This is a genomic window from Psychrobacter sp. DAB_AL32B (assembly GCF_002224105.1).
Taxonomy (GTDB): Bacteria; Pseudomonadota; Gammaproteobacteria; order Pseudomonadales; family Moraxellaceae; genus Psychrobacter.
This window is the reverse complement of sequence record NZ_NEXU01000079.1, coordinates 63,510-87,912: the sequence shown is the minus strand read 5'-3', so window position 1 is coordinate 87,912 and position 24,403 is coordinate 63,510. Positions and strand designations below refer to the sequence as shown.

Here is a 24,403-nt window from a genome sequence, read left to right as displayed (position 1 = left end):
TATATGATTAGAACACTTAACAAGACCGCAATTGAAGAAAAAACGATTGAACAAAACTAAAAAACTATAGAGCAGTTGCATAAGATTTGATAAGTCAATCAAAGTTATGAGAATACGGTGGCGCTTGCTTGTGCTTATCTCTGGTTGAAATTATGAATGTTCAACACGCCCTAATCTAAAGAAATTTTGTGTGTCATGAACGCTTACTATTTTCCACAGCCAATAGGTGACAAATTAACTGCCATCAATTACAATAACGACCTCCGAGAGGTGTTGCACCATATGGATTGATTGTTATGTTTGCGCTTTATAAGCAAACTAAGCTGATATATTCGTCATGTTAGGCTCGGTAAACTGTTTGATACTGGTTATTTCAGTCTTTGACAGCATAACAACGGCACCTGCGTTATTATTCTTTTTATCATAAATTAACCACTGATAGGAGCATATTATGGACGCAGTGTCTAACACCCCATCTGCCCATACGATCAACCCCGCTTTCACTGACTATAAAGTCGCTGACATCAGCTTAGCTGATTACGGCCGCCGTGAAATCACCCTTGCTGAAGCTGAAATGCCTGCCCTAATGGGTTTGCGTCGTCGCTACGAAGCGGATCAGCCGCTTAAAGGCGCGAAAATCGCTGGTTGTATCCACATGACGATTCAGACTGCCGTCCTTATCGAAACGCTAATTGCGCTAGGTGCTGAAGTACGCTGGACCTCATGTAACATTTTCTCAACCCAAGACCACGCTGCTGCTGCTATTGCTGCTGCTGGTATCTCTGTTTATGCTTGGAAAGGCGAAACCGAAGAAGAATACGAATGGTGCTTACGCCAACAAATCCACGTTGGCGGTGAAGCATCAGGTCAGCTTTGGGATGCCAATTTAATCTTGGATGATGGCGGTGATTTGACTGCTTTGATTCATAATGATTATGCCCAATTGCTTGATAACATCCATGGTATCTCAGAAGAGACGACCACTGGCGTCCATCGCTTGGTTGAGATGTTGAATAAAGGGTCGCTAAAAGTACCAGCTATCAACGTTAACGATGCAGTTACCAAGTCTAAAAACGACAACAAATACGGCTGCCGTCATAGCTTAAATGACGCCATCAAGCGTGCTACTGACATGTTCCTTGCTGGTCGCCGCGCTTTAGTTATCGGTTATGGTGATGTAGGTAAAGGCTCTACGCAAAGCTTACGTCAAGAAGGCATGATTGTCCGTGTTTCAGAAGTTGATCCTATCTGCGCTATGCAGGCATGTATGGACGGTTTTGAAGTATTATCCCCTTACATCAATGGCGATAACACTGGCGGCGCAGAAAACATCAATACTCGCTTGCTCGAAGACACTGACATGATTGTTACCACTACGGGTAACTACCATGTTTGTGACAAACATATGCTTGCCGCACTTAAACCGGGAGCAGTGGTTTGTAACATCGGTCACTTTGATACTGAAATCGATACTCAGTTTATGCGTGATAACTGGCGCTGGGTTGAGATTAAACCACAAGTCCATCAAATCTTCCGCTCAGACGATGAAAACGACTATTTGATTTTGCTTGCTGAAGGTCGCTTAGTAAACCTAGGTAACGCAACTGGTCACCCATCACGTGTGATGGACGGCTCATTTGCTAACCAAGTATTGGCACAGATGTATCTGTTTGAAGAAAAATTCGCAGAGCTACCAGCTGATACACGTACCGAAAACTTGTACGTGAAAGTATTGCCGAAGAAACTAGACGAAGAAGTGGCCGCTGCAATGGTTGCAGGCTTTAATGGTACCTTAACGAAGCTAACTGAAAAGCAAGCTGAGTATCTAGGTGTGCCTGTCGAAGGTCCATTTAAGCCTGACGCTTATAAATATTAATAGGAGTCAGACTGTGACTAAGCCCGCTTTCTCCTTTGAGTTTTTCCCGGCCAAAACTGAGCAAGGACACGAAAAGCTACTCAGCACTTATGATGAGTTGAATAAGCTGTCACCTTCGTACTTTTCGGTGACCTACGGTGCAGGCGGTTCAACCCGTAGTCGCACTTTGGATATCGTCCAAGCCTTGTGCGCTCGCGGTAACACTGATATTGCGCCGCACATGTCTTGTATCGGTGATGATAAAAGTGAAATCGCTGAGTTGCTTGACCTCTATAAAGGTTTGGGTATTAAGCGCTTGGTAGCGTTACGTGGTGACTTGCCATCGGGGCAAGTAGGTATGGGCGAGCTGCCGTTTGCCGTAGACTTGGTGAAGTTTATCCGTGAACATTCAGGCGATCATTTTCATATCGAAGTGGCCGCCTATCCTGAGATGCACCCCCAAGCGCGTAGCTTTGACTCTGATATCGATAACTTGGTTAATAAGTACCAAGCTGGCGCAAATACGTCGATTACGCAGTTTTTCTATAACGCCGATAGCTATCTGTATTTGCGTGATACCTTAGAGAAGCGTGGTATCGATACCATCGCGCAGCCATTGGTTGCCGGCATTATGCCGATTACCAACTCTAGCAATCTGGTTCGCTTTGCTGATAGCTGTGGCGCTGATATTCCGCGTTACGTGCGTAAGCAGTTGGCGGATTTTGGTGATGATAGCAAGGCCATTCGTGAATTTGGCTTTGAGGTCGTCTATCGCTTATGTGAGCGCTTAATCGCTGAGGGCGTGCCCGCCATGCATTTTTATAGCATGAATAAGGTTGAGCCAAATAAACGTTTGGTTGAAGCATTGGGACTTTCTGCGTAAACAATTGCTCAATTCATCATTTAATGACTGGCGTTCTTAGGAGCGCCAGTTTTTTGTTGTATAGTCGATTCACTATAAAAAAACAGTGCTACTGGGATAAATTTTGTGCTGCCTCTGTCTGCGCAGGCACAGCAAGCAAGGAAAATTTATATCAGTAGCGCGTTATAATATTTGTACTTTTTTATTTAGGACTGACTATAGCTTACGCTTTTTATTAACACAGCCATTTGTTATAGCCTTAAGAATGATAATAATCAATGTTGTACCATACGTATTAAAAAATGAGTATTAGAGGATAAACACTAGAACAATTGTAATCCCGAAGATACCTTTACCCACTCAAACGATATTCTGCTAAGATATTTAAAAGTATCAGTATTCACATTATAGGACTAAACGACCGTGCGACGTTTTTTTTATGCTACCAGCAATGACATCAGTAATGGAACAGATATCAGTTACCCTCAGCTTAGCACCTTGCCTATTGGAGGCAGTGCTGAATTAACAGAGAGCATCGTGCATCATTGGTGCCGTGTGTTACGGGCAAAGATTGGTGACCAAGGGATTTTTTTTGATGGTTTTGGTGGTGAGTATCAGGTACAGCTACAAACCATCAGTAAAAAGCACGCGACTGTGACTTTACTGGCTCATACAAACGATGACCGCAGTGCACCGGTGCTTACTAAAATCGGTTTAGTGATGAGTCGCGGCGAACGTATGGATTATGCGATTCAAAAATCGACTGAGCTTGGTGTGACTGCCATTCAGCTACTGAGTAGTCATCATGGCGAGGTTAATCTAAAACCTGCACAAGTAGAAAAAAAGCTAGCCCATTGGCAGCAAGTCGCTATTGCCGCCTGTGAGCAATGTGGTCTTAATCGCCCGCCCCTTATCCTTGCCCCCATTTCTATCAATGATTGGCTCAAATCCGCAACGATTGCATCGACTATAACGCCTTTAAACGGCAGTATGCTGGTCAGCCCGATAATTGAAATGCTCAGTCAGAATGCTTACTATCAAGCCTTACATCAGCCAGCAGATTTACGCTTACAACTGAGCGTGCCAGCGGCAGGACAGCCCGCTATGCCTAAGTTACTATCGACTGCATTACAGAAAAAAAACCCTTATATTGAATTATTGATTGGCCCTGAAGGCGGATTAAGTGATGACGAATGTCTGCAAGCACAATATGTCGGCTTTGAGCCTTGGCAAATTGGGGTAAGAGTGTTACGCACTGAAACTGCGCCTGTGGTCGCGCTGGCAACGTTGCATGCACTTTTGCCACTTATTGCTCCTTAACAACAGCGTAAAACGCTTATACTTAAACAAGTTTTTAATTAGCCAGCCACAAGCTCTTTTTATCGATTTTAAAATCATTTTATGAGTCCAGTTATGACCGCTTTTACCCCTATGCCACTGGCAGACAAACATCAATTATTGGTCGAATTATGCGAGCAATTTGAAGATGCCATATTCATCTTAGATAAAAATTTGCGCTATTTGTCGGTCAATGCCACCTATGAGCTGATGCTTGGTTATACGGAAGCTTTTTTGCTTGGACGTCCACTTGGTGTATACGCTGCTGACTTTTTATCAGAAGAAGAACAAGCGGTATTAAAAAATCTAACCAACAGCTTAGATAGCACAGGGTTTTATGAAAGCGATTTTTCAATGGCAAATCGCTACGGACAAACCCTTGATTGTCATATTACCTACCGAAGAATTTACCTGGATGACACAGCATACTATGTTGGTAAAATTCGAAATATGTCCATTGTTGCTAAAAATAAAAAAAAGCTGGTACATTTACTTAATTATGATCAACTTACTGGACTGCCAAACCGCAAGGTGTTTTTAAGTCAGACAAGTGAGTTACTGTTAGACAGCTATCAAGAAGTGATTATTGTCCGCTTAAACATTGACGGTTATCGTAATCTTGCTATTTTACTAGGACCTGATTGCATCAATACCTTAGTAGAAAACTTTGTTCTGCGAATTAAAGCGCTGGAACTTGATGATTTACGCTGTTTTTCTCATTTTGGTGGTGATGACTTTGCTTTACTATTTGAATGTAAAGATGCCAATATGGTACGCCATCAGTTAGACAGCTTAATGCAAATGTGTGAGCGTCCTTTCTTTTTAAATAACAACTCTACAAAAGGATCAGAGGTTTATTGCCATATCTCTGTTGGGGTCAGCTATTTTCCTAAAAATGATAATGAATTTATAGGATTATTGACCAAAGCGGAGAAAGCCTTAAATTATGTCAAGCAGCACGGTGGCGATGATGTTTGTTGGTATCAAAAATCTATTAATGAGTTTAACGCGCACCATATACAGCTCGAATCTGAGCTTAGAACGGCCACCAGCGAAGGTCAGTTCATACCCTACTTTCAACCTAAATTTGCATTGGATACGGGCGAGATTACAGGTTTTGAAGCATTGGTACGCTGGCAGCATCCCACTCGCGGATTACTACAACCCATTGATTTTATTGATGCAATCATCGCTCATAAACTATCGCTTGAGCTATTTTCTCAAATGGCGATACAAATCGCTGAGCAGTTGTCAGTTTGGCAAACACTTGGCTTCAATCAACATATCTGTATCAATGCGGATGCCGCTGAATTCAGTCATCCTGATTTTTTCGATTTGGTCAGCAATTTACTTGTACAGTATAAGATTGCCGCGCATCAATTACATATTGAAGTGACAGAATCCTCTTTAATAAAACGCCATTCGAATGTAAAGAAACAGCTTAATTTGCTTAAAGAGTTGGGAATTTGTCTTGCGTTAGATGACTTTGGTACTGGCTACGCCTCCTTAAGCTATCTACAAGAATATCCCTTTGATTTTATTAAGATTGATAAGAGTTTTATCTCTAAAATCACAGGCGATCGAACCCAACACGCTATTGTAAAAGCTATTTTGCAATTAGCACAGGCACTGGATATGCAGGTCATTGCAGAAGGCATCGAAAATGAGCAACAACGTGATTTACTGTTAACCATGGGTTGCCAATATGGTCAAGGTTATTGGTTTGGTAAACCTATGCCTGCTGAAGTTGCGACCGATATGTTAATGCAACAACATTTGTCTAAAAATAAAGATTGTTAGAGGGACGATGTAGAAGTGGATAGATTGAGTTTTCCTACAAGTATTATTAAGTTTTTTGGCGTTTAAGCTATATTGTACATAGGATGCAAGACAGGTTGATGACTTATCAGTATTGTCACCAAACTTGTATATTTGCCAGTGAACGCCTATCTTTTACCAAGAATTTACGAACACAGTGATAATTCTTTTTACTCTTCTCAATGTTATCCCATATGACCGGCATTATTGCTTGTTGATAATGTCGACAAACCCGATGCCAAACACTAGCAACTAAGACTTGACTATATAGTCCTACTATCGCTTAGTCGCAGCAGCGCTGTTGGTCATACACTAAAAAAAAGGACAGGAAGTTATGCAATATAAAGCGCCCCTACGTGATATCCAATTTGTCATGCATGAGTTACTTGATAGCGAAAGCCACTACAAAACCTTGCCTGCTTTTCAAGAAGCCGATCGTGAGTTGATGGACAGCCTGTTTGAGATGGCAGCAAGCTTTGCCGAAAATGAGCTATCGCCGTTAAACCAAAGCGGTGATGCTGAAGGCTGTCAGTTTGACAATGGTAAAGTGACCACACCAAAAGGTTTTAAAGAAGCTTATAAAGCTTACTGTGAGCTTGGCTTCCCAGCATTGTCTGCAGAAGAAGAATTCGGTGGTCAAAACATGCCGTTTTCACTATCGACTGTCATTAATGAGATGGTTGGTACGGCTAACTGGTCATTCTCTATGTACCCTGGTCTATCACATGGCGCTATCCAAACCATCGAGCATCATGGTACTGAAGCGCAAAAGCAAACCTATCTAGAAAAAATGGTCACTGGTGAATGGTCAGGTACCATGTGCTTGACTGAAGCCCATGCCGGTTCTGATTTGGGTATCATTCGTACTAAAGCCGAGCCTAAAGAAGATGGTACTTATAGCATCACTGGTCAAAAAATCTTCATCTCAGCCGGTGAGCACGACTTAACTGATAATATCATTCATATCTGTTTGGCTCGTCTACCAGGCGCGCCTGCCGGTACTAAAGGCATCTCATTGTTTATCGTACCTAAAGTGATGATCAACGAAGACAACAGCCTAGGCGAAAACAATCAAGTGGTTTGCGGTTCTATCGAGCACAAAATGGGTATCAAAGCCTCTGCGACTTGTGTCATGAACTTCGACGGCGCAACAGGTTACTTGATTGGCCCTGAAAACCGTGGTCTACAGTGCATGTTTACCTTCATGAACGTTGCTCGTATCGGTACGGCTGTACAAGGCTTAACGGCCGCTGAGTATGCTTTCCAAGGCTCATTAACCTATGCCAAAGACCGCCTAGCAATGCGTTCATTATCAGGTGTCAAAGCGCCAGACAAAGTTGCTGATCCTATCATCGTGCATCCAGCAGTGCGCAACATGCTATTGACCGAAAAAGCTTTTGCTGAAGGTGGTCGTGCACTGGTTTATTACCTCTCGCATTTTGCTGATACTGTGGCAAAAGGTGAAGGCGACGAGCTTAAGTTTGCCGATCAAATGTTGTCACTATTGACCCCAATTGCTAAAGCTTTCTTGACTGAAACTGGTTTGGAAGCGGCTAACCATGGCGTGCAAGTTTATGGTGGTCACGGCTTTATCAGCGAATGGGGTATGGAACAGAACGTTCGTGATACGCGTATTGCTTGCTTGTACGAAGGTACCACTGAAATCCAAGCGCTAGATTTATTAGGTCGTAAAGTTTTAGGCTCACAAGGTAAGCTACTGGCAAACTTCGTCCAAATCATCCAAACATTCTGTGAAGAAAATAAAGACAATGATGATATGGGTCAATTCATTCGTCCACTTGCCAAACATCTAAAAGAATGGGGTGATTTGACAGCGCGTATTAGTATGCAAGCTACTGAAAATCCAGATGCCGTTGGTGGCGCTGCTGTTGATTACTTATATTTCAGTGGCTACGTAACTTTAGCTTACTTATGGGCACGTATGGCCCTAATCGCACAAACCGAAATCGCAAATGGTAGCAGCGAACAGGCGTTCTATGATGCCAAAGTGAAAACAGCACAGTTTTACTTTGCTAAATTATTGCCACGTACGACCACCCACGTACAGCGCATTGCTACTGGCGTTGAGCCGTATATGAGCATGGATGTTGATCAATTTGCGTTTTAATTGACGCGTTAAATTTCTGATTAGATGTCTTGTTTATCTTCATAGTGCCTATCCTATCGGCAACATACCAAGGTGTGTTGCCGATTTTCTTAGCACGGACAGAATAAGTCGCTCAATAAAAGGATATGGCTGCTGTATCCAGAATATTTTCTTAACAAGTCAATTCTCGCCAAATTATTTTTCAATAAATCACTTTTAGCATAATAATGACCGTTTCAATGATAGTGACTAATACGCTTAGTAAATTAAACACTTTTAAAAAAACCAATCTTATTTTTATAAATGCTATCATTTAAGAATACTTTTGGTGTACGCACAATTCACGAAGAAATACACCCGTTTATACGCTAATTTGCTAAAATTTAGCTACTACTAATAGTTAATTTTAACTCAAAAAAACAATTGAAAATCTTCGTCCAACTCACTTTTATTCATTTGAACCAAAGGAATGTTTATGGCTGTTTATAACGCCCCTCTTAACGACATGCGCTTTATCCTAAATGACGTATTTAAAGCTCATGAATTTTGGCAAAACAACGAAAGCTTATCTCATGTTGACATGGAAACGGTCGACATGGTTTTAGAAGAAATGGCAAAAATCTCCAAAAACATTCTGCTGCCTATTAACCGTAGTGGTGATGAAGAAGGCGCTACGTACGAAGGCGATGGCGTTGTGAAGACTCCGGCAGGTTTTAAAGAAGCTTATAAGCAATATGCGGAGTCTGGTTGGGTTGGTCTTGGCGGCAATCCTGAATACGGCGGTCAAGGTTTTCCAAAAATGGTAACCATGCTAGCGGAAGAAATGGTTTTTACAGCCAATCAGTCGTTTGCCCTTTATCCTAACCTCACGGTTGGCGCGACATTATGTTTGAACGCTGCTGGTAGTGATGAGCAAAAACAAACTTACCTAGAAAAAATGTATTCTGGCGAATGGTCAGGTACGATGTGCTTAACTGAACCGCATGCGGGTACAGACTTAGGTATCATCAAAACCAAAGCCGTACCTAATGACGATGGTAGCTTCAACATCTCAGGCACCAAAATCTTTATCACTGGCGGTGAGCATGACTTAACCGACAATATCATTCATTTGGTATTGGCAAAAACCCCAGACGCACCTGCTGGCTCAAAAGGTATCTCGCTATTTGTTGTGCCAAAATTCTTGGTCAACGAAGATGGTAGCTTAGGCGAGCGCAATACGCTAGCAGCCGGCTCTATTGAGCACAAAATGGGTATCAAAGCCTCTGCGACTTGTGTGATGAACTTTGATAATGCCAAAGGCTGGATGGTTGGTCCAGAAAATACTGGTTTATCATCCATGTTTATCATGATGAACTATGAGCGCGTGACAATGGGTCTGCAAGGTCTTGGTGGTACTGAGCTTGCTTATCAAAATGCTGCCTTATATGCACTTGATCGCGGTCAAGGTCGTAGCGACACGCAAATCCAAAGCCCAGAAAAACCAGCTGACGCCATCATTTACCATGCCGATGTACGTCGCATGTTATTAAATGCTAAAGTAAACTCTGAAGCATCACGCTGTTTTGCGATGTATGTAGCCAAACAACTTGATACGGAAAAATTCAGTACTGACCCTGAAGCGGCCCAAGCAGCAGCAGCTCGTGTGGCATTATTGACACCGATTGCTAAAGCATTCTTAACAGATAAAGCGCTAGAAGCAACGGTTGATTGCCAGCAAGTATTTGGTGGTCATGGTTATGTGCGCGAATGGGGCATGGAACAAATCGTTCGTGATACGCGTATTGCCCAGATTTATGAAGGCGCAAACGGTATTCAAGCCCTTGATTTATTAGGTCGTAAAGTTGCACGCAATGACGGTAAATATATCACCCATTTCTTAGGTGAAATTCGTGATTATATCGACAGCATGCAAGCTGACCATGGTATCAAACAAGCCACATTAGACGCCGCTGATACCGTTGAAGAGCTAACCAAAACGGTGCTTGCTAATATTAGTACGCGTAAGAGTGAGATTAATGGCTGTGCGGTAGATTATCTACATGCGGTCGGTTACTTATGCTACTCATATATGTTTGCTATGATGATAGAAGCCGCTGATGGCAAAGAAGGTGAGTTTTATACTAATAAAGCCAAGCTTGCTGACTATTTCGTTGGTCGTGTTTTACCACGCATCGATGCCCATGCCCAAATGGTCAAAGCAGGTAGTGATCCGATTATGAGTTTTGATCTTGACTACTTTAATATTGCTATCAGCTAAGTGGCTCTTACATAAGTGATTGTCATAAATAACTTATAAAATACTTATTAAAGGGACAGTGCATACTGTCCCTTTTTTTGCCCAAACAGTGTAAAAAAATTAAAAACGATATTAAACATTACTTAAAAAACTGTCTAAAAATTATCTAAAAGTTATCTAAAAGTTATCTAAAAAATAACTGCTAACAAAATAATTAACCTTATAGGCGTGCTTGCGATTAAAATAACGCAAAGCTGAAGCCGCTTTAGCTTAACTGAATCACTTATAAAATTTTCAACTCATAAAGTAATAGTGACATTTATTGCAAACTTATTGTAATGTTATTGCAATATTGATAGCGCCATTTACTGCAGAAAACACTAAAAAACTACTATAAGCCCCTATAGCATTGCAAATACTGAATAATAACAATGATTGAATTAACCATAATGAAGGATGCGATGTGTCAGAAATAAAACACATTTTACAACAGATTACTGCACTGAGTGATGTACCTGATCCTGCAGTACTAAAACGCTTAATCGATGAGCTTCGGGTCAGTGATAAAGAACCCTCTTTAGCCAATCAAAATATGCAGCATCTGATTGAGGTTCTACGTCAGCATCCAGAGTATGGAGATGGACTGTCAAGCTTCGTTCTAAAACTCATTATTCAATATCGCCAAATTGCCCTCTACACTGATACTGGCATCATGTCAGATCAGGGATTTTTTATTAGCTTACGCCGTTTAATGGGTCATCGTTTTTTGCCGCTATTACCGCAAGAAGACTCTGTGGTCGAACTGGTTGGGTATTTGTTTGATAAACGCACTGATGAGCGCTGGCTGAGCAATATCGATACAGAGAAATGGGATGCGCTGGTTGATTTACTCAAAGTCAATGATGAGCATTTAGATTTAGTCGCTACCGCAAAAAATAGCATTTTAAACGCCATCATCATTTTATCTTATCGTATTAGCGGCATTGGTTTACATCCAGATTTAATGGAATCTTATCCGCAAATGCTGAACTATTCAGCCGCATTCGTCGCACAAAATCAAGAAGCCGTATTATACGTCAATCAATATCGGGAGGCGCATGAGCTTGATAACTTAACGGATATCATTCCAGAAAAAGCCGTCGATCCAGCGCCTTTATTGGTCATGATTGAACAATGTGAAGACATCGTCGCCACCATACGTAAGCGTATTTATAAAACCGGTATCTCCATCCGTTTGACCAACATGATGTTACGCTTAGATCAAAGTTTACAGCGTATGCGTATTTTAACTGAACTGGTTTCAGACAACCACGATAAGCGTGATCAGGCAGTGATAGAGCTGATTCAAGCACTGATTACCACTGCTAGTCGCCGTTATAGCATTGGTTATTTGATTGACAACAATACCAAGCTGCTATCGCGCAAAGTCACCGAAAATGCCGGCCGTGTCGGCGAGCATTATATTAGTACCGATAAAGCCGGCTACCGAAAGATGTTTAAAAAAGCCTCTATTGGCGGTTTTATCATTGCTTTTATGGCTACTACTAAGATATTGACGTACCATCTGGCGCTAGCGCCAATGGGACGCGCTTTTATAAACAGTATGATTTATGGGTTGGGTTTTGTTTTTATTCATATCGTCCATGGTACGGTCGCCACCAAGCAGCCAGCCATGACTGCTGCTGCCATCGCCTCTACCATATCAGATGCCTCTGGGAAAAAATCACACCAACTTAACAAGCTATCAGAATTGGTGGTTGATATTTTGCGTACCCAGTTTGTCGCGATTATGGGCAATATTATGGTAGCAATACCGGTCGCCCTTATTATCTCTTTTGCGTGGCTACAGTATACGGGTACGCCGATGATCAATACTGATAAGGCGGCGCACCTACTACATGACTTAGACCCCTTTCGCTCACTAGCGCTACCTCATGCTGCTATTGCTGGCGTCTATTTATTTTTATCGGGTCTGATTGCAGGCTACTATGACAATTTAGCGGTCTACAACCAAATCGGTGCCCGCATTCAGCGCCATAGACTTCTAAAATACTTACTACCTAAAGCATGGCTTCAGCGTCTAGGCGGCTTTGTAGAGTCCAATCTGGGCGCTATTATGGGTAATTTTATATTCGGGGTATTCTTAGGTAGCACAGCAACGATCGGCTTCTTATTTGGTTTACCAATTGATATTCGCCATATTGCCTTTGCCTCAGCCAATTTGGCTCATGGCTTATTTAATATATCCGCCAATCAATTGGATTGGCAGATTGTGCTACTTTCTGTCCTCGGCGTTGGGCTTATCGGTATGGTCAACTTAATGGTCAGTTTCTCATTGGCACTATTCGTAGCATTAAGATCAAAAGAGGTGAAGTTTGTCGATTGGAGTCGTCTGACCAAGCAGCTTTTTAGTCACATCTTGACCCATCCATCCGATTTTTTCTGGCCACGTGATAAGCCAATGAAGTACGCGCGTATCGATAGCCAAGGACATATGATTTTTGACGATACCACTTCTAATCAAAGCGGACACCCCATACCCAATAACTATGTGGTGCGCCGCTTATCTGATGTGAAAATATTGCCTAAATCTAAACAGAAAAGCATGCAAAATGAGCAAGCGGTAACAGACATAGATTATAGCAATCAGACATCGAATGATAACGTTGACCCAGCATTAAAAAGCCGTGCAGCACATACCACGACTAATCAAGTAAGCACTAAAAAGATTATTGATCTTGATGATGGTCTGATAGATGAGGAACTGAACAGCGTCCCTTATACTCAGGATATTCAGTATGATAAAGCTCATACAGCGTTCAATGAGGGTAATCAGACGATAGCTGATGATGAAAGTAATGATAGCAATCCTGATAACAAAGCCGCTGGCGATGCCAAAACGCCGCTGCCTAAACCAAAAAAACCACCAAATCTACCCAGTTAATGGGGCGATTTGATGGCTTCTAGATTTACAATGATAGCAGCAAAATTACAGCACTAAAATGATGGCAGTAATATTAAGATGCTAAGATGATGGCAGCAAGCAATGCGCACTTGACGTTATGGCTTTGCCATCACTCAAACGATACGCCAGTAGATGATTGCCCCAAACGCAGCCACCATCAAGCGCACGCGCATACGGCAAATCAATCTCACCTTTAAGCGCAGCCCAATGACCAAATAGTATCTTACGGCTACGCGGTGCGTGCCATTCAAACCAAGGTAAAAAATCTTTTGGCATGGACTCATCTAAACCTGCCGCAAAACTGAATTCAAGCGACCCATCCTGCTTACATAAGCGCATACGAGTAAAGTAATTGGCAATCGCTCGCATTTTGGTAAAACCATTAATGCCTGCATGCCAATCATCGGCCGTCTTGCTATATAAATGTGGTAATAATTTATCGAGCTGCTTTAAACTGCCGCGTAGCTGTGATTCTAACTGCTGTGCATAGTTTGCGGCTTCCTCAATACTCCAGTGCGGTGGAATACCGGCATGTACCAATACCGTATGCTCATCAGGATAAGCCAATATGGGCTGATGGCGTAACCAATCAAGTAATTCATCACAGTCATCGGCGGCAAAAATCGGTGCCGTCTTATCTTTTTTCTTAATTTTCGTCACCCCGCGCCATACTGCGAGCAAATTAATATCATGATTGCCAAGCACCGTTGCTGCTGCGCCTTGCTCACATAATGATTTGACATGACGCAAAGTATTTAACGAATCTTCACCACGTGCTACCAAATCACCGGCAAACCATAATTTATCTTGGGTAGGATCAAAATCTAATATTTCAAGTAGCTGAAGATACGCAGCATAGCAGCCTTGCAAATCACCGATGACATACTGCTGGCGAAAACTCATAATACCTCGATGACTTTTATGTGATGACTTTTATGTGATTATGTGATGGTTTTTGTATGGTCATTTTTTATGATAGAAATTGACTATTATTTTATTTAGATAATATCAGCTAAAGACATCAATGACCTTTATGTCTTGATGAGTTAAACCTCTACCTTGCGCGCCTGATTACTTAAGTTCACAAAATCTTTCACACTTAGTGTTTCAGGGCGGGCTTGTGGATCGATAGCGCAAGCCGCAAAATCCTCTTCGCTCAACGTCGGTAACAAGGTCGACTTCTTAAAGATAGCGCGTAACGTCTTACGGCGATGATTAAAGGTTTCGCGCACAACAATCGCAAAATACTCTTCATCTTCTGCCACGACTGGCTTATTAATATGCGGCGTCAGTCGAAAGACAGCGCTGGTCACTTTCGGTGGCGGATTGAATGCGCCGCGGGGTACGGTCAGCAAATAATCTGTATCGCAGTGATATTGCATGATGACAGACAAGCGGCCATAGGTCTTACTACCGACATCAGCAGTAATCCGCTCGACCACCTCTTTTTGCAGCATAAAGTGCATGTCTTGAATCACATCGGCATAGCTGAGCAGATGAAATAAGATAGGCGTAGAGATGTTATATGGCAGATTACCAACTACACGTAGCTTACCGCGCTCATCGCTGTATAGCTCACGATAATCGACATGCATAGCATTGTCTTTGATAATCGTAAAGTTTGGATGGCTGTTGGCACCGATACGAATACGCAGGCTATCTGCCAAATCACGATCCAGCTCTACCACGGTCATCGCATCCACTTCTGCCAATAATGGCTCAGTCAAAGCACCCATCCCTGGTCCAATCTCAATGAGATTATCGTCGCGCTCTAGACGAATGCTCTCAACAATCTCACGGATAACACTACGGTCATGTAAGAAGTTTTGACCAAAGCGTTTGCGCGGTTGGTGTTTGGCAGCGCGTAGGCTGTTAGAAATAGATTGAGCATCAAACGAAATTTTGGACATAAAAAATTCTTAATAGATAAAAAAGAAATGGTCGATAAGGCAATGCCAGCGATATACTGGCTTTATAATGGCAAATTATAACACAGCTCATAATTAGGCTGTATTTTCGAGACACTTTATTAGTAAATCGCCCCTACCTTAGCGCAACCGACACAGTGCTTTTTTTATTTTTAAGCCATTTGCCATAATATTGGTTATATATACGATTCCCTAGTGAGGACTTGAATCTTATAGGTAAGACATTGATATTAAAGGCATTAAATGTATATTGGTGTCGATAGTGTACATCGTGGTGTGCTTAAAGTAGATAATTCGAGGATATTTTCCACCGCAGAAGGTAATTAACATGTATATTCACTTAAAAGAATATATTAAGATTGATTATGGATAATAAAAAGTTTTTCTTACAGGCGATAGTGGCAGCTATTCTTATTTTTTTATTAACAGCCATGCTAGTGATTAAGTTTTTTGATATGTTGTAGTGAGTGTGGCTCCTATATTATAGTCAATTCAAAATAAAAGTGTTATAGCTAGGACTAATATCATAAAACAATTTAGATAAGTCATTTTCCATCCAACCTTGACGTAGAAACTTCACCTGAGCCCACTTTTTCTCTATAGGGTTTAAGTCAGGGCTATAAGGTGGTAAGAATAATAGCCTGTGACCGTGTCGATTGAGTAGCCTTTTCACGCGTTTATGATAGCTTATCACTCGAGCACAGCTCTCGCCTTGCGCTCGGGCAAAGCAGTGCTTTGCTTTATCCTCGCTCATATCCATCACAATTACGCACTTACGTTTAAGGCTTGGAATTAAGGTATGTTTACACCAGTGATAGAAGATATCTCCATTAATGTTTGTCTTGATACAATCGAGTGCAAACAGCGTCTTTTCATATAAAGCACCAATAACGTTGGTTCGTTTTTTACCTTGCCAGTTATAGCTGTCAATACAAGGTGTGCCAATGGGTGCATAGCCATGAGGGCGAATCGTTGCATGCTCAAAGCCACTCTCATCCATATATACAATAGCTAAGCTTTGAGCGATGTAGTCATTAGTATTTATAATATTAATAGGTTAGTTGGTTTAGTATATAACATTTTTAAAAGAGATTGACTATAGAACACAAACTGTCGGCTGTACGTCTAGTGTTTACCTCATTTCTTGAATTTATTTATTCTCAATACCAACAATGTGTTTTTAAACTTACTAAATCAGAATTTTCAGGCATAAAAAACCCGCCGTAATTAGCAGGTTTATTAATACATTTTGTCATGTTGAAGGATCTCTTTTATCTTAATTGGAACAGCATATAGCCATCGCATACCACCAGTGCAATAAAAGCTACCATCCTTAAAAGCTACTATATGAGCTGTAAAGGCATTACTATCATGAGCTGTCATTGCTTGTTCATCGCTTTCATCAGCAATAGCACACCACACATTCTCGTCCCCACGCTCTAGCATTGCGCGCGTTAGGTCACTGCCTCTCAATTCGTTATCCATTTCACGTTTTCATCCGTTCCTAGGTTTTATATTCATATAATCGAATATATTATATATAACATACAGTATGCAATAAAATTAACATATAAACAGTTTTATTTACTACATCGGAGCGAATAGAAAACTTTAATTTTTCTTGCAGTTTTTATAAAAGAAGTAGGTTAGAACCCTACTTCCTGTTGTGTGACTTCGACTTTTTTAACGGGCACTGCATGTTTCCATGATGTTCCGTTTTTACAAAGAAAGTGGCTATTATTAAACGCGATAATATATTTTAAAAAACTATAGTCAGCATTATCAATATTGGTCATAGCGTGCTCATCACTATCATTGTTTACGGCACACCACACCTTTTCTTCCCCACGCTCTAGCATTGCGCGTGTTAGGTCACTGCCTCTCAATTCGTTATCCATCAAGGTTATCCGCCCTTAGTGTTTAATTAGTTGTAGATTACAGCTTGCTATTTTATATATATGCGTGAATTTGTCTATATAAAAAGGGCACACAAAGTAGTTTTTTATAACCTCTCGATATCTGTCGATAAGTCTGTGACGCTCACACTAATTTGCAATAGGTAGTGATCGGTGCGTATCTAATCAAAACTTGCTATTTTCTTACGTGGGGTTGTTTCCGATATATAGCTTTAGCTGTCTAGTAACAATTTGTAGGTGAGCTGTTTTTTAGCAGACTAAGTGACTAGCGTTTACTTCCTTAAATCGTGATCGGTGCGCTATACAGGCATCGAACTGTATGCTCGTGCTTACCATCTTTTTAATGCCAGTTATTCTAATTTGAATAATATTATTAACAACTTTGAACTATTCCCACTAATATAAGTCTATATCGGAATACTAATATCAAAACATTATTAGGATAAGTTGCTCTTGGTATGTGAGATGATCTTAGTTAGCTTCATTAGGTTGTAAAGTGAGTAAGCCATGCAATTTATTAGTATTTACAGAAAAACATCTCCGAACGATCTGGGTGCGGTAGATAAGCATAATAGAGTTATATATCGTTCTGAACATTTGAGAAATAGTGGTTTTTTAGAAAGGGAAAATGATGGGGAAAAATTTAAGGTATTGAGGTATCTGGATGATTGCGATCCTTCTATTTTGATGACAGTTTCAGATATGTTAGAGCTTATTGAAGATATGAAGATAGTAATAAATGAATCTAAGAATGATGTTGAGGTAAATAATCATTTAAAGGAAATTGTCTTTATGTGCAAATTATGCATTTGGAATATAGATAATTTTTATTTAGAAATAAGTCCTTGGGGTACTAATGCTGATACTTACCCATCTGATTTACCTGAAGAATATAGGTTTAATATATCTTCTTTGTAAGTAATAAAGATGGTAGTAGTCACACTTAATAATAGGGTATACCCCAACGGAACCACCTAATTAAGGTCATTAATCAATTAATAGACCACTATAATATAGCCACTTATATCAGGGCATATTTGACGATTCATAAATAGGTATTGCTCACCCTAAAATTACCCAATACTGCATTACAAATCTCGCTAAGGCACTGACTTATACAAAGGTCTATTAATAAGCGATTTACCCACCATCTCATTTGCCATGGTTAATGCTTGATACAAGCTGGTGGCACTTGCCCCGCCCCGCCCTGCCAAATCAAGTGCAGTCCCGTGATCGACAGAGGTACGAATGTATGGCAGTCCCAAAGTTAGATTGACGGTATCACCAAAACCATGGGATTTAAGTACTGGCAAACCTTGGTCATGATACATGGCAATAACTGCATCACAATTCGCCAAATGCCTTGGTGTGAATAGCGTATCAGCAGGCATCGCCTCAGAGATATCTACGCCAGCATTGATAAACTCTTGTAATACTGGATTAATAATATCGATTTCTTCCGTACCTAAATGCCCACCCTCGCCTGCATGCGGATTAAGACCGCAAACTAATATACGTGGCTGCGTTAAACCAAACTTCTCTCGCATATCATCGATAACAATTTGTACCGTTTGGCGCACATTATCGGCGGTAATAGCGGCAGGCACATCTTTTAACGCCAAGTGTGTCGTAACGAGTGCCACTTTCATTGCTTGATTGGCGAGCATCATGACGACTTTATCACAGCCACTTTGCTGCATAAAAAATTCAGTATGACCGCTAAACATGGTGCCATCTAGCAGTTTAATGCCTGCATCGATCAGCGCAGATTTTTGTAGTGGACCCGTTACGATAGCGGCAACAGTATTATTTGACGCCATCTGGTGAGCAATCTCTAATTGCTGAGCGACCATTAGAGCATTATTAATATCAATATGACCTGCGACTACAGGGGCACCACAAGGAATATCGAGTAGAACAAACGTATATTTATTATCATTATTAGAAGCATCTGTCTGCTGTGCAATTTGCTCTACAAAATCATCAGCATTCACTTGTGCCGTGATTGTTTGCCAAGGGGGACAAGTGGTTAACACGCCAGCAGCGACCAATTTATCAGCTCGTGCTTGCATAGCTTCAGCTTCAGCAGTTACCCAGATAGGTCGCGCAAAATCCTGTAACTTACCTTCTTGTGCTAATAGCAGTACCACGTCCATACCAATACCAGCAGGCTCTCCAGTTGTGATTAATAGCGGTAATTTTTTTTGCATATCTGACATATCCTTCATAACAACAGCACCTTTATATTTATAGTAAGCAGTTAATTTTATTGTATTTTTTAGTATTAAAATAAATTATTACATTCATGTTGTATAGATGATTTCTTTCCCTATTACAACCCCAATCTAGGCTCGATAGTTACTTATAGAGCCCGAAAAAATCGTATTATGTGTTAAACTTTCGCTTTTCATTGTAGCATCTACAAGCAAACACTGAGGTCATGTTTTGGTACTTCTATCATAGCGACGCATGGCGCTTTATTTGCTGTATCATCACTCAGCTAAACTTTCATATTACATAATTTTTATCACGACTTTTATACCGACTTTTGAAACATTAGGCACTCATGGCAGACAACGAAAAAACCGACGACTTACTCAATCAAACACCGCCGCACAATATCGATATTGAAAAGGCCTTGCTTGCATCTTTGATGAGTATCGAAGAGGCATATGACAAAATTGCAGATATCGTCACTAAGGACGACTTTTATGCTGGGCGACACCAGTATATTTTTGACGCCATCGCGCATTTAGCAGCGGTCAACGAGCCTTATGATACGGTTATGGTACATGACTGGTTGGAGGCACAAAAGCTGCTTAAAAGCGCCGGTGGTGACAGCTATTTAGCGGATATTTTGAGCCAAAGCCCTGCCACACTATTTAACCTGACTGCTTACGCCCAGCGCGTACGTGAGCTATCTACGCTACGTCAGCTGATTACCACTGGCAATGACATGCTAACCCTTGCTTATAACCCAAAGGATCAAACGGTTAGCGACATTCTAGACAACGTTGAAGCAAAAATATTTAGTATTAATGAGCAGCATAATAAACGTGCTGAGCAGCGTGGACCCGTTGGTATTACCTCAGTATTGACCAATGTCATTGATAAAATACAAGAGCTTAAATCAAACCCCGATGGCATGATTGGGCTACAAACACCATTTGTAGAACTAAATAATAAAACCCAAGGTTTACAAGCAGGCGATTTAGTTATTGTGGCTGCCCGTCCATCGATGGGTAAAACGACCTTTGCCATGAACTTGGCAGAAGGAATTTTATTTAATGAAGACTTGCCAGTCGTAGTATTTTCGATGGAGATGCCTGCAGAATCTATCGTCATGCGTCTGCTGTCATCGTGGGGTGCAATCAACCAAACGCACCTGCGCTCTGGACAAATGAATGAAGATGAGTGGGCAAAAATGATGAACGCCATTCAACATTTGCAGTCAAAGCATCTTTATATTGATGATAGTACAGCTCTACCGCCTTCAGAGCTGCGCTCGCGTTGTCGCCGTATCGCCAAAAACCATGACGGAAAGTTAGGCGCTATCATCGTCGATTATCTACAATTAATGAAAGTGCCTGGTCTTGATACCAACCGTGTTGGAGAAATATCTGAGATCTCTCGTAGCCTTAAAGCACTGGCACGTGAGCTTGAATGTCCAGTCATCGCATTATCGCAGCTTAACCGTAGTCTAGAAAATCGCCCTAATAAGCGACCTATTATGTCGGATTTGCGTGAATCTGGTGCGATTGAGCAGGATGCCGATTTGATTATGTTTATCTATCGCGATGAGGTTTATAATGAGAATACAGACCACAAAGGTGTGGCTGAAATCATCATTGGTAAACAGCGTAACGGCCCTATCGGCACCATACGTTTGGGTTTTGAAGGACAATTTACTCGCTTCATCAATTTAACCCCAGAATATTATCAAAATGCCAGTTTCGAGAATGATGAGTAATAAAATTGACAGATAATAATTAATAAAAATAGCCAGTGATTCATCAGCTAGATTGATGACTCACTGGCTTTATAACTTTATTATTTTATAACCTTTCTAACAAGAAGCCGATTATGCGCACTATTACTATTAAACCAGCCGCCATTATTCATAATCTTAATCAGGTTAAAAAACTTGCACCACAGGCTAGAGTATTGGCGATGGTAAAAGCCAATGCCTATGGACATGGCGTGGCTGCTGTCCTGCCAGCGTTGCAACAAGCCGATGGTGTCGGGGTAGCAACTTTGATAGAGGCGCTAGAAGCAAGGCAGTTGGGCTGGGACAAAACGATTGGTCTTATCGAAGGTGCGTTTACTAGCGATGAATGGCGACAAGCAATTGAATATGATATCAGCTGTGTGATTCATCATGCGCCGCAATTAGCGTGGGCATTAGAACACACGCCACCCGCTAATAGCGCAACCCGAGTCGTTTGGCTAAAATACAATACTGGCATGAATCGCCTAGGTTTTAATGATCAAACCATTATTCCGGCGGCCAAATTGCTGCATGAAGCAGGATATCAGCTGATTTTGACCACCCATTTTGCTAATGCCGATAATAAAAATCACCCATTAAACGCTATTCAAATCCAGCGTTTTAATGACATGCTTAGCACTTTGCGAGAAACGATCAGCGCAGATGCCAAAGGCTCATTGTGCAATTCAGCTGGCATCGTAAATTTCTCAGAGCATCATCACGATTGGATACGTCCAGGTATTATGTTATATGGTAGTGCACCTGTCATTGATCAAAGTGCGCGTGAGTTAGGCTTACAACCAGCCATGGATTTTAGCGCACAAATCATCGCTCTACAAACGATCAACGCAGGTGATACTATCGGCTATGGTAGTCGCTGGTCGGCGCAACAAGACACTAAAACCGCTTTGGTCAGTGTCGGCTATGGAGATGGCTATCCACGTGTGATTGGTGATGATGCTTATGTTTCCGTCATTGACGCCATAAATCATCAACGCTATCCATGTACTGTAATTGGACGGGTAGCAATGGATATGATTGTCATCGATGTCAGCAACGTACCAGAAAGCATTGCTCTAAATAGTAAGGTAATACTGTGGGGCGACGCGCCACACGTCGATGAAGTCGCCAAGCATGCTGGTACAATTAGCTATGAATTGCTGTGTCGCCTGAGCGCGCGCCCAACTCGTATATAAATCTATTCATTACAATCATCGCACTAGATCACAACTAATTGGCTGCCGGTTTGAATGACCGATTAATCACGGTAAATTGGACGTTTACATTAAAAGTAATTACGCTATACTAAAAGTTTGTTGTCACCACGGTATCGCTACTAATGCGATGCTATTGACGGCTGATAACGTATCATTTTCATTGACTGTGTTCGACTGCTAGGATTGCTATGAGCTTGCGCCATTTTTTAACCTTATCTGATTTAACCAAACAAGAGCTAGAGAATCTCATCAAACGTGCCAGCGAGTTGCGTAAGATGCAACATGCTGGTGAGATTTATCAGCCTTTTGTCGGTCGTACGCTAGGTATGATATTTGAGAAGTCATCAACCCGTACGCGCATCTCGTTTGAAACGGGTATGGGTCAGTTCGGTGGTAGTGCTATTTTCTTATCGCCAAATGATACCCAGCTTGGTCGCGGTGAGCCGCTTGAAGACTCAGCGCGGGTAATATCGAGCATGGTTGATATTATTATGATTCGTACCTTTGGGCATGAAAAGGTTGAAACCTTTGCTGAATATTCTAGCGTGCCGATTATCAATGCGCTAACTGACGAATACCATCCCTGCCAGTTACTGGCAGATATGCAGACCTATTACGAACACCGCGGTAGTATCGAAAACAAAATCGTCACTTGGGTCGGTGATGGCAATAATATGTGTGCCTCTTATATGCAAGCCGCCAATCAGTTTGGTTTTGAGTTGCGAGTAGCAGCTCCTTATGGCTTCGAGCCTGACCCTGAACTGATGAAACGCTTTTCGCATTGCGTTAGTATTGTCGAAAATGTGCAAGAAGCGGCCAAAGATTCGAACTTAATCGTCACTGATGTATGGGCAAGTATGGGACAGGAATCTGAGCAAAACACGCGCGCACGCCGATTTGCCTCTTATCAAGTCACGCCATCGCTATTAGACAAAGCTGACCCTGACGTGGTGTTTATGCATTGCTTGCCAGCCCATCGTGGCGAAGAGATTTCTCATGATATGCTCGATGATCCACGTTCAGTGGTATGGGACGAAGCTGAAAATCGCTTACATGCCCAGAAAGCACTGATGGAATTTTTATTAAAAGATAAGATTAAGCTGCCTGCATAATCAAAATCTTATTTAGATAAAAGAAAGCGGCGCACAAAAAAGGCAGATTACGCTAAGTAATCTGCCTTTTTTATGGTTCAAATATTTTGAGCTATCAATATTAAACAACAATTAGCGCGTTATGGTTTGCACCCCATCGCTACCCGCCTTTAACAAAACATCTGCTTGATTGGCGGCAAAAATACCATTACAAACCACGCCTACAATATTGTTCAACTCTTTCTCAAGCGCTACTGGATTGCTGACGTCCAAATCATAGGTATCTAAAATAACGTTGCCATAATCGGTGACAAAATCTTCACGATAAACGGGTTCACCGCCCATTCTCGCTAACTGTCTGGCGACATAAGAACGCGCTTGCGGTAACACTTCTATCGGTACAGGGAACTCGCGTCCAAGGAACTCAACCACTTTACTCTCATCAACCATGCAAACAAACTTATTAGAAGCGGCAGCGACGATTTTTTCACGCGTGAGCGCGCCGCCACCACCTTTAATCAGCTGCAAGTGCTCATTGACTTCATCTGCACCATCGATATAAACATCAAGCGTACCAGCGAAGTTTAAATCAACGATTTCAATGCCAAGTGCGCGAAGTCTATCTTCTGTAACTTGCGAGCTAGCAACTGCACCGGCAAGCCTGAACTTAGGTAGCAACTCAATCAGACAATTAACCGTACTGCCCGTCCCCACGCCGAGTATCATATCGTCTTCAATATAGCGTAACGCGGCCTTGGCAGCGGCTTGCTTTTGTGCGTGCTGATCACTCATCATAAATCCTTGGCAAGATTAATTTATCAATGTAAAAGAGGTAAAGAGGTAAAATGCGCGGCCATTATAACTGATAGCGATAACCAATGGCTATAACGGAGTCGGCCTGCTAACCACTTTAATTTACCCTTTATTTTTGTTGATGTTTTTTATAAGTGCCACTCAATCCTTATAAGGCTATGTCAATTGCTATAGCCTTATAAAAATACGCATGAAAATTGCAATTGCGCCTTGCAAGATGCTAAAAATCAGCATAGGCTAATCTATTTCATTTTTATCTTCATATA

Annotated in this window: 18 protein-coding genes and 1 pseudogene; 12 read left to right on the top strand and 7 right to left on the bottom strand. The window is 41.5% G+C overall.

The genetic code is table 11. The features are described 5' to 3' along the window. Positions 1-53: 53 nt before the first annotated feature. The 8 genes and pseudogenes from CAN34_RS14080 to CAN34_RS09645 all read left to right on the top strand — a co-directional run. Positions 54-156 (top strand): annotated as a pseudogene (locus tag CAN34_RS14080) (IS5/IS1182 family transposase); the annotation flags it as partial. A gap of 295 nt (positions 157-451) precedes the next feature. Beyond that, complete coding sequence (gene ahcY / locus CAN34_RS09675; RefSeq protein WP_089555465.1) at positions 452-1,876, top strand: adenosylhomocysteinase; 1,425 nt, start codon at positions 452-454, stop codon at positions 1,874-1,876. A gap of 13 nt (positions 1,877-1,889) precedes the next feature. Beyond that, on the top strand, positions 1,890-2,738 hold the full coding sequence (gene metF, locus CAN34_RS09670; protein ID WP_089555464.1) for a methylenetetrahydrofolate reductase [NAD(P)H]: 849 nt from the start codon (positions 1,890-1,892) through the stop codon (positions 2,736-2,738). A gap of 402 nt (positions 2,739-3,140) precedes the next feature. After that, positions 3,141-4,037, top strand: coding sequence for a 16S rRNA (uracil(1498)-N(3))-methyltransferase (locus CAN34_RS09665; RefSeq protein ID WP_089555463.1), 897 nt, complete (start codon positions 3,141-3,143; stop codon positions 4,035-4,037). A gap of 93 nt (positions 4,038-4,130) precedes the next feature. Then, a complete protein-coding gene (locus CAN34_RS09660; RefSeq protein WP_089555462.1) occupies positions 4,131-5,855 on the top strand; it encodes a bifunctional diguanylate cyclase/phosphodiesterase in 1,725 nt (574 codons plus the stop codon). Positions 5,856-6,207: 352 nt separating this feature from the next. Continuing rightward, positions 6,208-8,001: an acyl-CoA dehydrogenase C-terminal domain-containing protein gene (locus CAN34_RS09655; RefSeq protein WP_089555461.1), complete on the top strand. Its 1,794-nt coding sequence runs from the start codon at positions 6,208-6,210 to the stop codon at positions 7,999-8,001. A 454-nt stretch (positions 8,002-8,455) separates the two neighbouring features. Then, a complete protein-coding gene (locus tag CAN34_RS09650) occupies positions 8,456-10,240 on the top strand; it encodes an acyl-CoA dehydrogenase C-terminal domain-containing protein (protein ID WP_089555460.1) in 1,785 nt (594 codons plus the stop codon). A 442-nt stretch (positions 10,241-10,682) separates the two neighbouring features. Further along, positions 10,683-13,163, top strand: coding sequence for a site-specific recombinase (locus CAN34_RS09645; protein ID WP_089555459.1), 2,481 nt, complete (start codon positions 10,683-10,685; stop codon positions 13,161-13,163). Positions 13,164-13,244: 81 nt separating this feature from the next. Here CAN34_RS09645 and CAN34_RS09640 read toward each other — a convergent pair whose 3' ends face one another. The 5 genes from CAN34_RS09640 to CAN34_RS09620 all read right to left on the bottom strand — a co-directional run bounded on the left by CAN34_RS09640 (position 13,245) and on the right by CAN34_RS09620 (position 17,010). Then, a complete protein-coding gene (locus CAN34_RS09640) occupies positions 13,245-14,087 on the bottom strand; it encodes a symmetrical bis(5'-nucleosyl)-tetraphosphatase (protein ID WP_089555458.1) in 843 nt (280 codons plus the stop codon). A gap of 143 nt (positions 14,088-14,230) precedes the next feature. Beyond that, complete coding sequence (rsmA, locus tag CAN34_RS09635; RefSeq protein ID WP_079691665.1) at positions 14,231-15,094, bottom strand: 16S rRNA (adenine(1518)-N(6)/adenine(1519)-N(6))-dimethyltransferase RsmA; 864 nt, start codon at positions 15,092-15,094, stop codon at positions 14,231-14,233. A 505-nt stretch (positions 15,095-15,599) separates the two neighbouring features. Next, entirely contained in the window at positions 15,600-16,112 is a 513-nt protein-coding gene (locus tag CAN34_RS09630; protein ID WP_254423150.1) for a transposase, read from the bottom strand. Positions 16,113-16,351: 239 nt separating this feature from the next. Next, a complete protein-coding gene (locus CAN34_RS09625) occupies positions 16,352-16,597 on the bottom strand; it encodes a hypothetical protein (protein ID WP_089555457.1) in 246 nt (81 codons plus the stop codon). A 161-nt stretch (positions 16,598-16,758) separates the two neighbouring features. Continuing rightward, positions 16,759-17,010, bottom strand: a complete 252-nt coding sequence (locus tag CAN34_RS09620; protein ID WP_089555456.1) for a hypothetical protein — start codon at positions 17,008-17,010, stop codon at positions 16,759-16,761. A gap of 525 nt (positions 17,011-17,535) precedes the next feature. Here CAN34_RS09620 and CAN34_RS09615 point away from each other — a divergent pair. After that, positions 17,536-17,946: a hypothetical protein gene (locus CAN34_RS09615; protein ID WP_089555455.1), complete on the top strand. Its 411-nt coding sequence runs from the start codon at positions 17,536-17,538 to the stop codon at positions 17,944-17,946. 182 nt (positions 17,947-18,128) lie between these two features. Here CAN34_RS09615 and pdxA read toward each other — a convergent pair whose 3' ends face one another. Continuing rightward, positions 18,129-19,238 carry a 4-hydroxythreonine-4-phosphate dehydrogenase PdxA gene (gene pdxA, locus CAN34_RS09610; RefSeq protein ID WP_089555475.1) on the bottom strand — a complete coding sequence of 370 codons (1,110 nt, stop codon included), beginning with the start codon at positions 19,236-19,238 and terminating at the stop codon, positions 18,129-18,131. 356 nt (positions 19,239-19,594) lie between these two features. Between pdxA and dnaB the strand changes: the two genes are divergently transcribed. The 3 genes from dnaB to argF all read left to right on the top strand — a co-directional run bounded on the left by dnaB (position 19,595) and on the right by argF (position 23,345). Continuing rightward, a complete protein-coding gene (gene dnaB, locus CAN34_RS09605; protein WP_089555454.1) occupies positions 19,595-20,998 on the top strand; it encodes a replicative DNA helicase in 1,404 nt (467 codons plus the stop codon). Positions 20,999-21,111: 113 nt separating this feature from the next. Then, a complete protein-coding gene (gene alr / locus CAN34_RS09600; RefSeq protein WP_089555453.1) occupies positions 21,112-22,212 on the top strand; it encodes an alanine racemase in 1,101 nt (366 codons plus the stop codon). A gap of 209 nt (positions 22,213-22,421) precedes the next feature. Beyond that, complete coding sequence (gene argF / locus CAN34_RS09595) at positions 22,422-23,345, top strand: ornithine carbamoyltransferase (RefSeq protein ID WP_079691660.1); 924 nt, start codon at positions 22,422-22,424, stop codon at positions 23,343-23,345. Between the two features lie 111 nt (positions 23,346-23,456). On the opposite strand, the gene rpiA is transcribed toward argF, so the two are convergent. Then, the gene (rpiA, locus tag CAN34_RS09590; protein ID WP_089555452.1) at positions 23,457-24,116 is read right to left on the bottom strand and encodes a ribose-5-phosphate isomerase RpiA; all 660 of its coding nucleotides are present in this window, start codon (positions 24,114-24,116) and stop codon (positions 23,457-23,459) included. Positions 24,117-24,403: the final 287 nt, after the last annotated feature.